Here is a 12,098-nt window from a genome sequence, read left to right on the forward strand (position 1 = left end):
GGCGGGCAATTCGTATGTAAGATCATGGCCGTAGTGTGCGACTAATGCTTATAAACTGGTCGTGGCGCTGGTGCCTGGGCCTATAGATGAAAGAGAATGAATAATGAATAAAATGATACAAGGCCTGTTGGTCATGGCGCTGGCTTTGGGTGGCAGCATAGTGAGTACTGTTGCAATGGCTGAAACACCGCAAGAGGCGGCTGTGCGCAAACTGGTGCAACCCACCTTTCGTGAAGGCGTAAAGATAGATTCTGTGACCAAGACACCTTATTCCGGCTTGTATGAAGTGCGGGTAGGTTCGGATGTCATGTACACCGATGAAAAAGCGCAATACTTGTTCACAGGTGAAATCATTGATGCAAAAAGTGGCACGAATTACACCAAGGCCAGGATAGACGATTTAAGTAAGGTGAAATTTTCTGATTTGCCACTGGACTCTGCCTTGAAGATGGTCAAGGGGGATGGCAAGCGTGTGATTGCGGTATTTGAAGATCCGAATTGTGGCTTTTGCAAACAGTTCCGCAAGACCTTGACGAGTATGGATAACATCACTGTTTATACCTTCATGTATAACATCCTGGCTGAGGATTCCAAGACCAAATCCAAAAATATCTGGTGCTCTGCTGATCGTAACAAGGCTTGGGATGAGTGGATGTTGAATGGCAAAGTAGCACCAGAAGCACCGGCTAATTGCACTACCCCAAATGACAAAATCTTTGCCCTGGGCCAGAAGTTGCGCGTGACAGGTACACCATCTGTTTTCTTTAGCGATGGCAGCCGTGCGCCAGGCATGCTCGATATGAAAACCCTGGAAAGTAAAATTGCTGCTGCAGCCAGCAACACTAAAGCGAATTAAGGTTTTTAAATAATGACATCCCCACCACGCTGGACAGGTATTTTACTGGCAGCGGGGCGGGGACGCCGGTTTGATACCAGTGGCCAGCAAGACAAACTCTTGCAGCAACTGGGAAATGGCTGTTCCGTCGCCCAGCAAAGTGCCAGTAATATGCTGGCTGTCATGTCGGATGTGGTAGCGGTAGTCAGGCCTGGGCACACCGCACTGACTGAGCAATTGCAGGCATTGGGTGTCGCGTGTCTGGCTTGCCCTGACGCCGATATGGGTATGGCCCATTCCCTCAAACATGGCTTGCTGGCCACCAGCGACAGTGCTGGCTGGATTGTCGCCCTGGCCGACATGCCGGTAGTAAAAACTTCAACGATATTATTACTGGTACAAGCCTTGCAGGCAGGTGCAGGGATAGTCGTGCCTGTGTATCAGGGGCGGCGTGGCAATCCGGTCGGGTTTGCGCGCAGCTATTTACCGCAATTGTTGAATCTGGAAGGCGATGTCGGTGCGCGCAGCCTTTTGCAAACTGAGCAGGTGACACAAATCCTGGTCGACGATGCGGGCATACACCAGGACATAGATACGCAAGATGCGCTCATGAAGCATAGGGCAGGCTTGTTTTCGTGACTTCTTGATTTCACAAGATCAGCGATCTTGCATGAAAAATTCTGCTTATAAGGCATTTTTATCAGAGGATGATTAAAATGCTCATGAATTGGGCACAATTTTTTACCATTCCCTTATGTTTTGTCGGCTTTAAATAGCTGTCAGATATATCTATACAACTAAAATAACCATAGAATAGCGGTTTTCTTCCACCTGAATTAAGTTTGGGCGCTAGCTTTACAGCCTCTATTTATGAATAATCTCAATCAAAAACTGGCGATAAGACTCGGTTTTGCTGGCCTGGCACCATTTATCTTTTTGACGCTGGCTTGCTGGATCGTGCATCCAGACTGGCTGGGGGCTTTGATCAGGGCACAGCTGCATTATGGCATCGTGATTTTGTCTTTTCTCGGTGGCTTGCATTGGGGTGTGGCTCTCATGGCAGGTGGCGGGCATGAGAATGAAAACAAAAAAGTCCTGATCTGGGGTATGGTGCCCATTATCATTGCCTGGCTGTTTTTGAACCATATGCTGATAGGCTTTATCGTGCAGGTTGCGGCTTTCATTGTGACTTACAAGATCGATAAGCGTCTGTATCAAAGTTATGGTGTGCCCGCATGGTTTATCAAGATGCGTTTGCAACTGACACGTGTCGTTGTGGGCGCTCAGTTGTTGACTTTCGTTGCAGCCAATGTGCGTAATTACACGAACTGATTATACGAACTGATTTTACGAGCCGACCAAGCCCAGCCTTAATTCATATTTTTCCATCAGCAGACTCATTATTAAAGAAACAGAAAGATCGTTCAGAATGAAAAAAACGACAACAACAAAGAGACAAGTAACAAATACATCTGCACATGCACTGGCATATACCATCGTCCCCAAAGACCTGGCCGGCCATATGTATCAAGTCACGCTGGATATTGCTGCACCGGACGCCGAGGGCCAAGTTGTCAGCTTGCCTGCATGGATACCGGGTAGTTATATGGTGCGTGAATTTGCCCGCAACATCGTGCAAATCAAAGCCAGTTCTGACGGTAAAAAAGTCGCGCTGAAAAAACTCGACAAACACACCTGGCAAGCTGCGCCTTGCAAGGGCGCTTTACGTATCAGCTATGAAGTCTATGCCTGGGATTTATCGGTGCGTGCAGCCCACCTCGATCAAAGCCATGGCTTTTTCAATGGCACCAGTGTGTTCCTGAGTGTGCATGGGCAAGAGATGAATCCGCATGTGGTTGACATTCAACGTGCAGATGATGTCGCCTGCAAAACCTGGCGCGTTGCTACCTCCTTGCCTGAGCTGAAAGCCAAACGCTATGGTTTTGGTACTTATATAGCTGCCAATTATGATGAACTCATCGATCACCCGGTAGAGATGGGTGATTTTGCATTGGCGACTTTTGATGCGCATGGCATCTCCCACGATTTTGTGGTGACTGGCAAAGTACCAAACCTGGATATGGAGCGCATCATCGCTGATGTGCAAAAAATCTGCGAAACCCAAATCGCCTTCTTTGAGCCGCGTACAAAAAAAGCACCTATGGACCGCTATGTCTTCATGACCATGGTGGTGGGTGAAGGTTATGGTGGCCTGGAACATCGTGCTTCTACCGCATTGATATGCAACCGCACTGATTTGCCAGTCAAGCACCATGCAGAAATGAGCGATGGCTACCGAGGCTTCCTGGGTTTGTGCAGCCATGAATATTTCCACACCTGGAATGTCAAACGCATTAAACCAGCTGCCTTTGCCAGCTATGACTTGCGTCAGGAAAACTACACCAGCCTGCTGTGGGTATTTGAAGGCTTCACCAGTTATTATGATGATCTGATGCTGGTGCGTGCAGGCCTGATTGATGAACCAGCTTATTTTAAATTGCTGGCCAAGACCATCAATATGGTGACACGTGGTAGCGGTCGCCTCAAGCAAAGCGTGGCGGAGTCCAGCTTTGATGCCTGGACCAAGTACTATCGCCAGGATGAAAATTCACCGAATGCGATCGTCAGCTATTACACCAAGGGTTCTCTGGTTGCCCTGGGCCTGGATTTGACGATACGTGCGGAAACTGCGGGTAAAAAATCTCTTGATGATGTCATGCGCGCATTGTGGCAAAAATTTGGTCGCGATTTTTATGAGCGCAGTTTGTCAGGCAAGCAGCAAGGCCTGGGCGAAACTGAGTTTGAAAGCCTGGTGGAACAAGTCACTGGAGTGAATGTACGCCGCTTCGCCGACAAACATGTACGTGGGACTGAGGATGTAGCGCTGGCCACACTGTATGCTGACTTTGCGGTACAGCTAGGTGGTGGTAATGCAAGCAAAAAAGCCAGCCTCGGTGTACGTGTAGTGCGTGAAGGCAATGACTGCAAGATCGCCAACGCGCATGAAGGTCGTGCCGCACATCTGGCAGGTTTGTCAGCCAATGACACCATCGTCGCCATCAATGGTTTGCGTGTAACGGCTGCTGATGCAGCAGATAGTCTGGGTACGGCGCTAGGTCGTTATCGCGTCGGCGAGACCGTACAAATTCATGCCTTCCGTCGCGATGAGTTGCTGACGGTGCAGGCAAAATTGCAGGCGGATGATGTACCGGCTGTGACTCTGGCAGTGCAGGCGCCAGGCAAGACAGCTAGTTTGGTAAGACCAAGCTTTCAGAAGCCAGTCAAGAAGTAAGCTTGTCGTTCCAAAAAAATGCCGCACAGCCAGAGCTTGTGCGGCATTTTTATTTTTGTGAAACCTGGACTATTCCCTTTGGACGGAGGAAATAGTCAACAAACTACCCAAATACCTTCGCCAGTTCCACACCAGGGTTTTCTGCCCGCATAAAAGCCTCGCCCACCAAAAAGCCATGCACATTCGCTTCTCGCATGCGGGTGACATCAGCAGCTGACATGATGCCGGATTCGGTAATCACCAGTTTGTCTGGCGTAATCCTCGGCAGCAAACCTATGGTCGTATCCAGCGACACTTCAAAAGTACGCAGGTTGCGGTTGTTGATGCCCAGCATGGCGGTCTTGAGTTTCAGTGCGGCGTCCAGTTCTTGTGCATCGTGTACCTCAACCAGCACACCCATGCCGAGTTCATGCGCGCATGCTTCCAGATCGGCCATAAGGCCATGATCAAGGGCAGAGACGATGAGCAGGATGCAATCTGCCCCCCAGTGCCTGGCCTGGTAAATCTGATAAGGATCTATCATGAAGTCCTTGCGCAATGCTGGCAGGGTGCAGGCTGCACGCGCCTGTTGCAGATATTCAGGCGCACCCTGGAAGAACTGCACATCGGTCAGCACTGACAAACACGCTGCCCCATGTTCAGCATAGCTTTGCGCGATCTCGGCTGGGTGAAAATCAGGGCGCAACACGCCTTTGGAAGGCGAAGCCTTTTTAATCTCCGCAATCACCGCTGCCTTGCCTGCTGCAATCTTGCCACGCAAGCTGCTTTCAAAACTGCGCAGATCTGCTTGCGCTTCCTTGTTCGATTCCACTTCTGCACGCAGACTTGCAAAAGATTGATACTTCTTTGCCGCCGCCACTTCATCGGCTTTGACTGCCAGGATTTTATTTAAAATATCGGACATAGGCTTACTTCCCTAATTGCTGGGTGACTGCTATGAACTGCTCCAGCTTGGCTTTGGCTGCACCGGATGCGATAACGGATTGTGCCAGCTTGACGCCTTCTGCGATTGATGCGGCAATGCCTGCACCATACAAGGCAGTACCTGCATTCAGTGCAACGATATCAGTCGCTGCACCTTCAACATTGTTCATGACTTCGAGTATCTTGGCTTTCGATTCATCAGCACCATTTACACGCAGGTTGCGGTTGGATACCATCTGCAAGCCAAAGTCTTCAGGGTGAATATCATATTCGCGGATTTCACCATTCACCAGTTCACCCACCATGGTTGGTGCACCGAGTGATACTTCATCCATATTGTCACGCCCCCATACCACCAGCGCATGTTGCGCCCCGAGACGCTGTAACACACGTACCTGAATGCCAACCAGATCAGGGTGAAATACACCCATCAAAATATTCGGCGCGCCTGCAGGGTTGGTCAGTGGCCCCAGGATATTGAAGATAGTGCGCACACCCAGTTCACGGCGCACTGGCGCAGCATGCTTCATCGCCGCATGGTGATTGGGTGCAAACATGAAACCTATGCCGGTTTGTGCTATCGACTGGGCAATCTGCTCAGGCTTGAGATTGATATTCGCACCCAATGATTCCAGCACGTCAGCACTGCCGGAAGAAGAAGACACACTGCGTCCGCCATGCTTGGCAACACGTGCACCAGCGGCGGCAGTAACGAACATCGATGCAGTAGAGATATTGAAGGTATGCGCACCATCACCACCCGTGCCGACGATATCGATCATGTTGTCCGTATTGGCCAGCGGCACCTTGGTTGAGAATTCACGCATCACCTGAGCGGCTGCAGTGATCTCGCCTATGCTTTCTTTCTTGACACGCAGTCCCATGGTCAGCGCGGTGATCATGACTGGCGACATTTCGCCACCCATCAGTTTGCGGAATAGGAACAGCATTTCATCGTGAAAAATTTCACGGTGTTCTATCAGGCGTGTCAGTGCTTCTTGTTGAGAGATGGTCATGATGCTGTTCCAGTCAAAAAGTTTTTCAGCAGGGCATGGCCATGCTCGGACAAAATGGATTCGGGGTGGAATTGCACGCCTTCGAGATTGAATTCTTTATGGCGCACACCCATGATTTCGCCGTCATCTGTCCATGCAGTCACTTCCAGGCAATCCGGCAGACTGGCGCGTTCTATCGCCAGCGAGTGGTAACGGGTAATCGTATAAGGGCTGGGCAAATTTCTGAAGACGCCAACGCCAGTATGCGCAATCGCAGAAGTCTTGCCATGCATGACTTGCTTGGCGCGGATGACCTTGCCACCAAATGCCGCACCTATGGCCTGGTGACCAAGGCAGACACCCAGGATAGGTGTCTTGCCAGCAAAGCGTTCTATCACGGCGATGGAAACACCAGCCTCAGCCGGTGTACAAGGGCCGGGTGAAATACAGATATGATCGGGTTTCAGCGCCTCAATTTCTTCTATCGTAATTTCATCATTACGGTAGGTACGCACATCCTCACCCAGCTCGGCAAAATATTGCACCAGGTTGTAGGTGAAGGAATCGTAGTTGTCTATCATCAGTAACATTTAAGACCTCTCAACACAGAGTCACGGAGACACAGAGTTTCACAGAGAAACCCTTTTGATCCCGCTTTTTAATACGGGCACCATGAAATTAATAAGTAATCCAGTTTTATAACCAGTTAAACGTAAGTAGGTGAGCAGTTGTGCGGTATGGACAGGGAGTAGCGACTCTATCGCTTTCAGTTCCAGTACCAGACTATCTTCTACTACTAAATCAAGTCGATAAGCAGACTCAACTTGTACCCCTTTGTATGCAATGTCCAAACTAACCTGGCGTTTGAAACTGAGTTTGCGCAAATACAGTTCATGGCAAAGACAGCTTTCATACGCACTCTCCAAAAGACCCGGACCCAGATGCTTGTGCACTTCTATTGCGGCACCGATGACTTGTTCACTCAATAAGTCATACTCTGTTTTTCTCTGTGTCTCGGTGTCTCAGTGGTGAGCTTTTTGGTCTGGCATTTGATCAAATCTCTCCATCCAGGCCATCTTGCACTTGTTCTGCTGCACGCAATACTGCACGTGCCTTGTTTTCGGTTTCCTGCCATTCCATTTCTGGTACTGAATCCGCCACCACGCCAGCGGCTGCCTGTACGTACAGCATGCCGTCTTTCAAGACGCCGGTGCGTATGGCAATCGCCAGATCCATTTCACCACCGAAGGACAGATAACCGCAGGCACCGCCGTAAATGCCACGTTTTACTGGTTCCAGTTCATCAATGAGTTCCATTGCCCTGACCTTGGGTGCACCAGACAGGGTGCCTGCCGGGAAAGTGGCCTTCAATACGTCGAGGTTGGACAAATTGGCTTGCAAGACACCTTCTACATTCGAGACGATGTGTTGCACGTGCGAATATTTTTCTATGACCATCTGATCAGTGACCTTGACGCTGCCAGTCTGGGCGATGCGGCCTATGTCATTGCGGGCCAGGTCTATCAACATCACGTGTTCGGCGATTTCTTTTGGGTCGGCCAGTAATTCTTTGGCAAGTTCTGCATCGCGTTCGGGTGTGGTGCCGCGTGGGCGAGTGCCAGCCAGTGGACGTATGGTGACTTTCTTGCTGCCATCATTCAGGCTTTCATTGCGCACCAGAATTTCTGGTGATGCACCGATGATTTGCATGTCACCAAAATTATAGAAATACATATACGGCGAAGGGTTCAGCGAACGCAGGGCGCGGTACAGTGATAGCGGTGAATCGACATAGGGTTTCTTGATGCGCTGGCCCACTTGCACCTGCATGAGGTCGCCTGCCATGATGTATTCCTTGGCTTTTTCTACCGCCTTCAGATAATCTTCCTTGGCAAAGTCGCGTATCGATTCTGTACGGACAGACGCCGATGTGACAGGGGCATCCACACTACGGCGCAACATCGCGCGCAAGTCTTTCAGGCGCTGGCGGGCTTTGGACCAGGCTTCTGGCTGGGTCGGGTCGGCATACACGATGAGATAGAGTTTGCCGGATACATTGTCGATGACGGCCAGCTCTTCAGTCAGCAATAACTGTATCTCTGGCAAGCCCAGATCATCCTTTGGTGCCTTGCCAGCCAGTCGCTTTTCTACATGGCGCACGGCGTCATAGCCAAAGTAGCCAGCCAGGCCGCCACAGAAGCGTGGCAGACCAGGGCGCAATGCCACCTTGAAGCGCGCCTGGAATTCAGTAATGAAATCCAGCGGGTTCATCTCGCGGCTCTCTATGACCTGGCCATTTTTCAGGACTTCGACTTTGTCACCAAAGCTGCGCACCAGGGTATTGGCGGGCAAGCCTATGAAGGAATAGCGGCCAAAGCGCTCGCCACCCATGACAGATTCAAGCAGGAAAGTATTCTTGCCAGCGTTCTGGGTTTGCGCGAGTTTCAGATACAGGGTGAGCGGGGTTTCCAGATCGGCGAAGGCTTCCGCAATCATGGGGATACGGTTGTAGCCTTGCGCGGCCAACGATTTGAATTCGAGTTCGGTCATGGTTTTCTTTCAGCCGCCTGCCTGCTTCTGAAACTTGTGCACGCGTCTGCAACAGCAGCCAGCAGCGCACGCAAATTCGCTCAAGAGAGTATGGACGGATAAGACAAATTGATATAACAAGCAAGAGAATGTGCTGAGGGTGTGCACAGTCGCTCGCGGCATTCGTGGATTAACAGAATTGCCAGCGTCGCCATAGCCAGGCCTCAAAAGTGCCTGGAGTGATCATGGAACGTTTGTTATCGGAGAACATTCGTTATGGGAATGATTTGAAAGTCAAAGGGGTTTTTCAGTTGCAAGCAGTTGTGCTGCTATCAACAGGGTTCCGACTATACCATCACTTTGAATATTTTGTACAGCTTCGCCGTGGTTGTATCCATACGGCACTGTCAAGACTGGGCAACCAGAGGCGCGGGCAGCAATTGCATCATTGCTGGAATCACCTATGACCAGTACTTGTGATGGTGGCAAGTCCAGAGCCTTGCAGGCTTCTTGCATGGGCAGGGGATCAGGTTTCTTTTTTGCAAAACTGTCGCCGCCATAGACTTGTTCAAAATAATGGAATATTTCTTTCTTTTGCATCAGCGGCAAGGCGAAGGCCAGTGGCTTGTTGGTGACGCACACCAGACGCAGTCCCAGGTCACGCATGGCTTGCAGGCCTTCATGCACCTCAGGGTAAAGCTGGCTGTGGTCACCATTGATGGCCAGGTAATGATGCTGGTAAGCAGCCAGAGCGCCATCAAAGCGTGCTGCCACGCCATCGGCATCAAAATCCTGGGATAAAACCTTATGGATAAGATTTTCAGAACCTTTGCCCACCATGGTCTTGATGACATCCAGCGTCAATGGTGCCAGCGCAAAGTCTTCACGCATGCGGTTGATGGCGACCAGGAAGTCTGGTGCGGTATCTATCATGGTGCCATCAAGGTCGATGATGGCGGCTTTGATGTGGCTGAACATGGCGGGGGCGATCAGATATAGGCTTTCCGCCTGATGCGGCGAAAAGCCTGAAGATGAATAGAGGGATTAAACCTTGGACAACTCTAGGCGCATGGCATCAATGATGGCCTTGTAGTCGGGTTTGCCAAATATGGCAGAACCGGCAACAAAGGTATCTGCACCGGCACGGGCTATCTCTGCGATGTTCTCGATTTTGACGCCGCCATCCACTTCCAGCATGATGTCGCGGCCAGATTCATCAATGATCTTGCGGGCTTGCGCGATTTTTTTCAGAGTATGCGGGATAAAAGTCTGGCCGCCAAAACCAGGGTTGATCGACATGATCAAAACGATATCGACTTTGTCGATGACATTTTCCAGTACATGCAGTGGTGTCGCCGGATTGAATACCAGACCAGCCTTGCAACCGTGGTCACGTATGGTTTGCAGGCTGCGGTCTATATGTTCAGATGCTTCCGGGTGGAAGGTGATGATATTTGCGCCAGCCTTGGCAAAGTCGGGGATGATACGATCGACAGGCTTGACCATCAGATGTACATCGATAGGCACTTGCACATGCGGGCGTATTGCTTCGCATACCATGGGGCCTATGGTCAGGTTGGGCACATAGTGGTTGTCCATGACATCAAAATGGATCATGTCAGCGCCAGCGGCGACAACATTGCGGACTTCTTCACCCAGACGGGCGAAATCGGCAGACAATATACTGGGAGCAATGCGGAAAGTAGTCATGATGGAATCGTGCTTGAAAAAGATATGCTATTTTACCTTGTGAGGGCAAGCGGCTGTTGTCTTCGTCTGGCACAATGAACATAGTTCATCATGAAAGAAAATTATGGCAGCGTATGAAATAAGTGTATCGGTAGCGACGCAATACCTCAAAGATCAGTCCGACCCAGAGCAAAACAATTTCGTTTTTGCCTACACTATCACTATCAAGAATACCGGTACCGTGGCGGCACAAGTCATTTCACGCCACTGGATTATTACCGATAGCACCAACCATGTAGAAGAAGTCAAAGGCCTGGGTGTCGTCGGCCATCAACCCTTTTTGGCGCCAGGGCAAAGCTTTGAATACACCAGCGGCAGTTCATTGAGAACGCCTCAGGGCAGCATGAAGGGCACTTATTTCTGCGTGGCAGAAGATGCCCATCGCTTTGAGGCAGAGATACCTGAATTTGTTTTGTCTTTGCCACGTACCCTGCATTAAAGTCAATATGGCGCAAGCTTACTGCGGATTTTCATCCGAGTTTTGCTTGCTGTGTTCTATAGGTTTTTTATTATTTTTTGGCGGTGTTTCTGGTCTTTCTGGCGAGCGACCATGAAACATCGTCCACCAGACGATAAAAATCAGCATGAACATCGCCACGCCTGCTTCCAGCGCTAATAACCACATCGCATCCACCTCGCTAAATAATGTAAGCGCATTGTACCTGCTTATTTGTGTACCTCATTACAGGTGACGGTCCGGCGCATTACAATACACATACCGGCATTCATGCTGCATACCCCTACTTAATAACATCAGGAGCATCTATGACTTACGAATGTATTTTGACCGAAACCCGCGACAAAGTCGGCTTGATCACCTTGAACCGCCCCAAAGCCATGAATGCGCTGAACGATCAGCTCATGGATGAATTGGGCCTGGCACTGAAAGCTTTCGACAAGGATGAAAACATCCACTGCATCATCCTGACAGGTAGTGAAAAAGCTTTCGCCGCCGGTGCCGACATCGCCGCCATGGTCGGCTATAGCTTCATGGATGCCTATAAAGATGACTACATCACCCGCAACTGGGAAACCATGCGCCAGATCCGCAAGCCAGTCATCGCTGCCGTTGCCGGTTATGCCCTGGGCGGTGGTTGCGAAGTCGCCATGATGTGCGACTTCATCATCGCGGCAGAAAATGCCAAGTTCGGCCAGCCAGAAATCAAGCTGGGCACTTTGCCTGGTGCTGGCGGCACACAGCGCCTGCCACGCGCAATCTCCAAATCCAAAGCCATGGACATGTGCCTCACTGCGCGCATGATGGATGTGGTTGAAGCAGAACGCGCTGGCCTGGTGTCTCGCATCGTTCCTCTCGACAAACTGATGGAAGAAGCTTTTGCTGCTGCGAATGTAATTGCCTCCATGTCGCTGCCCATCATCATGATGGCCAAAGAGTCTGTGAATCGCGCTTATGAAACGACGCTGTCAGAAGGCATACAGTATGAGCGTCGCCTGTTCCAGGCCAGCTTTGGTACGGAAGACCAGAAAGAAGGTATGCAAGCTTTCCTGGAAAAGCGTCCGGCGGTATTCAAGAATAAGTAAGTTTGGCTTTAGCGGCAGGCTGCATAAAAGTGCTCCATATATAGCATCAACAATATAGAGCACTCCATAACTCAAAACAGTAGCAATCTGCTTACCCTCCACCCAGTCGCTCCTGCGCAGGCAGGAGCCCAGTGTCGTCTGTTGATAATCCGTGCGGCAAGCTACTGCATCATGCGACACATACCCGAGACAGTAGGGTGCGCCACGCGCACCATCCCAGCCCTCATATATA

14 protein-coding genes are annotated in these 12,098 nt (G+C 50.4%); 6 read left to right on the forward strand and 8 right to left on the reverse strand.

The annotated features are described in order from the left end of the window. Positions 1 to 103 precede the first annotated feature (103 nt). The 4 genes from ACO0LF_RS29710 to ACO0LF_RS29725 all read left to right on the forward strand — a co-directional run bounded on the left by ACO0LF_RS29710 (position 104) and on the right by ACO0LF_RS29725 (position 4,127). Positions 104 to 856, forward strand: a complete 753-nt coding sequence (locus ACO0LF_RS29710; RefSeq protein ID WP_423020756.1) for a DsbC family protein — start codon at positions 104 to 106, stop codon at positions 854 to 856. A gap of 12 nt (positions 857 to 868) precedes the next feature. After that, positions 869 to 1,474 carry a nucleotidyltransferase family protein gene (locus tag ACO0LF_RS29715; RefSeq protein WP_423020758.1) on the forward strand — a complete coding sequence of 202 codons (606 nt, stop codon included), beginning with the start codon at positions 869 to 871 and terminating at the stop codon, positions 1,472 to 1,474. Positions 1,475 to 1,705: 231 nt separating this feature from the next. Beyond that, the gene (locus ACO0LF_RS29720; protein WP_423020760.1) at positions 1,706 to 2,167 is read left to right on the forward strand and encodes a DUF3429 domain-containing protein; all 462 of its coding nucleotides are present in this window, start codon (positions 1,706 to 1,708) and stop codon (positions 2,165 to 2,167) included. Between the two features lie 97 nt (positions 2,168 to 2,264). After that, entirely contained in the window at positions 2,265 to 4,127 is a 1,863-nt protein-coding gene (locus ACO0LF_RS29725; protein ID WP_423020762.1) for a M61 family metallopeptidase, read from the forward strand. A 103-nt stretch (positions 4,128 to 4,230) separates the two neighbouring features. Here the strand turns inward: ACO0LF_RS29725 and trpC are convergent, their stop codons facing one another. From trpC to rpe, 7 genes are all read right to left on the reverse strand, one after another. Then, positions 4,231 to 5,031 (reverse strand): indole-3-glycerol phosphate synthase TrpC, encoded by an 801-nt coding sequence (gene trpC, locus ACO0LF_RS29730; RefSeq protein ID WP_423020764.1) that lies wholly within the window; start codon positions 5,029 to 5,031, stop codon positions 4,231 to 4,233. A gap of 4 nt (positions 5,032 to 5,035) precedes the next feature. Then, positions 5,036 to 6,067 carry an anthranilate phosphoribosyltransferase gene (gene trpD / locus ACO0LF_RS29735; RefSeq protein WP_423020766.1) on the reverse strand — a complete coding sequence of 344 codons (1,032 nt, stop codon included), beginning with the start codon at positions 6,065 to 6,067 and terminating at the stop codon, positions 5,036 to 5,038. Continuing rightward, positions 6,064 to 6,636: an anthranilate synthase component II gene (locus ACO0LF_RS29740; protein WP_110258194.1), complete on the reverse strand. Its 573-nt coding sequence runs from the start codon at positions 6,634 to 6,636 to the stop codon at positions 6,064 to 6,066. Before ACO0LF_RS29740 ends, trpD begins: the two co-directional genes overlap by 4 nt. A gap of 39 nt (positions 6,637 to 6,675) precedes the next feature. Then, positions 6,676 to 7,032, reverse strand: a complete 357-nt coding sequence (locus tag ACO0LF_RS29745) for a GxxExxY protein (protein WP_423020768.1) — start codon at positions 7,030 to 7,032, stop codon at positions 6,676 to 6,678. A gap of 67 nt (positions 7,033 to 7,099) precedes the next feature. After that, the gene (trpE, locus tag ACO0LF_RS29750) at positions 7,100 to 8,596 is read right to left on the reverse strand and encodes an anthranilate synthase component I (protein ID WP_423020770.1); all 1,497 of its coding nucleotides are present in this window, start codon (positions 8,594 to 8,596) and stop codon (positions 7,100 to 7,102) included. Between the two features lie 273 nt (positions 8,597 to 8,869). Beyond that, entirely contained in the window at positions 8,870 to 9,553 is a 684-nt protein-coding gene (locus ACO0LF_RS29755; RefSeq protein ID WP_423020772.1) for a phosphoglycolate phosphatase, read from the reverse strand. 66 nt (positions 9,554 to 9,619) lie between these two features. Next, on the reverse strand, positions 9,620 to 10,285 hold the full coding sequence (rpe, locus tag ACO0LF_RS29760; protein WP_162043385.1) for a ribulose-phosphate 3-epimerase: 666 nt from the start codon (positions 10,283 to 10,285) through the stop codon (positions 9,620 to 9,622). Positions 10,286 to 10,388: 103 nt separating this feature from the next. Here rpe and apaG point away from each other — a divergent pair, with 103 nt between their 5' ends. Further along, positions 10,389 to 10,763, forward strand: a complete 375-nt coding sequence (gene apaG, locus ACO0LF_RS29765) for a Co2+/Mg2+ efflux protein ApaG (RefSeq protein WP_110258198.1) — start codon at positions 10,389 to 10,391, stop codon at positions 10,761 to 10,763. A gap of 18 nt (positions 10,764 to 10,781) precedes the next feature. On the opposite strand, the gene ACO0LF_RS29770 is transcribed toward apaG, so the two are convergent. Further along, positions 10,782 to 10,949 (reverse strand): hypothetical protein, encoded by a 168-nt coding sequence (locus ACO0LF_RS29770; protein WP_423020774.1) that lies wholly within the window; start codon positions 10,947 to 10,949, stop codon positions 10,782 to 10,784. 140 nt (positions 10,950 to 11,089) lie between these two features. Here ACO0LF_RS29770 and ACO0LF_RS29775 point away from each other — a divergent pair, with 140 nt between their 5' ends. Further along, on the forward strand, positions 11,090 to 11,866 hold the full coding sequence (locus tag ACO0LF_RS29775) for an enoyl-CoA hydratase (protein ID WP_423020776.1): 777 nt from the start codon (positions 11,090 to 11,092) through the stop codon (positions 11,864 to 11,866). Positions 11,867 to 12,098 lie beyond the last annotated feature (232 nt).

This window comes from Undibacterium sp. Di27W (genome assembly GCF_049340345.1).
Lineage (GTDB): Bacteria > Pseudomonadota > Gammaproteobacteria > Burkholderiales > Burkholderiaceae_D > Undibacterium.

Excerpts from the sequence above, each read along its gene's own strand:
- ACO0LF_RS29710 (WP_423020756.1), top strand. The coding sequence starts at position 104 with ATGAATAAAATGATACAAGGCCTGTTGGTCATGGCGCTGGCTTTGGGT.
- ACO0LF_RS29715 (WP_423020758.1), top strand. The coding sequence starts at position 869 with ATGACATCCCCACCACGCTGGACAGGTATTTTACTGGCAGCGGGGCGG.
- ACO0LF_RS29720 (WP_423020760.1), top strand. The coding sequence starts at position 1,706 with ATGAATAATCTCAATCAAAAACTGGCGATAAGACTCGGTTTTGCTGGC.
- ACO0LF_RS29725 (WP_423020762.1), top strand. The coding sequence starts at position 2,265 with ATGAAAAAAACGACAACAACAAAGAGACAAGTAACAAATACATCTGCA.
- trpC (WP_423020764.1), bottom strand. The coding sequence starts at position 5,031 with ATGTCCGATATTTTAAATAAAATCCTGGCAGTCAAAGCCGATGAAGTG.
- trpD (WP_423020766.1), bottom strand. The coding sequence starts at position 6,067 with ATGACCATCTCTCAACAAGAAGCACTGACACGCCTGATAGAACACCGT.
- ACO0LF_RS29740 (WP_110258194.1), bottom strand. The coding sequence starts at position 6,636 with ATGTTACTGATGATAGACAACTACGATTCCTTCACCTACAACCTGGTG.
- trpE (WP_423020770.1), bottom strand. The coding sequence starts at position 8,596 with ATGACCGAACTCGAATTCAAATCGTTGGCCGCGCAAGGCTACAACCGT.
- ACO0LF_RS29755 (WP_423020772.1), bottom strand. The coding sequence starts at position 9,553 with ATGTTCAGCCACATCAAAGCCGCCATCATCGACCTTGATGGCACCATG.
- rpe (WP_162043385.1), bottom strand. The coding sequence starts at position 10,285 with ATGACTACTTTCCGCATTGCTCCCAGTATATTGTCTGCCGATTTCGCC.
- apaG (WP_110258198.1), top strand. The coding sequence starts at position 10,389 with ATGGCAGCGTATGAAATAAGTGTATCGGTAGCGACGCAATACCTCAAA.
- ACO0LF_RS29770 (WP_423020774.1), bottom strand. The coding sequence starts at position 10,949 with ATGTGGTTATTAGCGCTGGAAGCAGGCGTGGCGATGTTCATGCTGATT.
- ACO0LF_RS29775 (WP_423020776.1), top strand. The coding sequence starts at position 11,090 with ATGACTTACGAATGTATTTTGACCGAAACCCGCGACAAAGTCGGCTTG.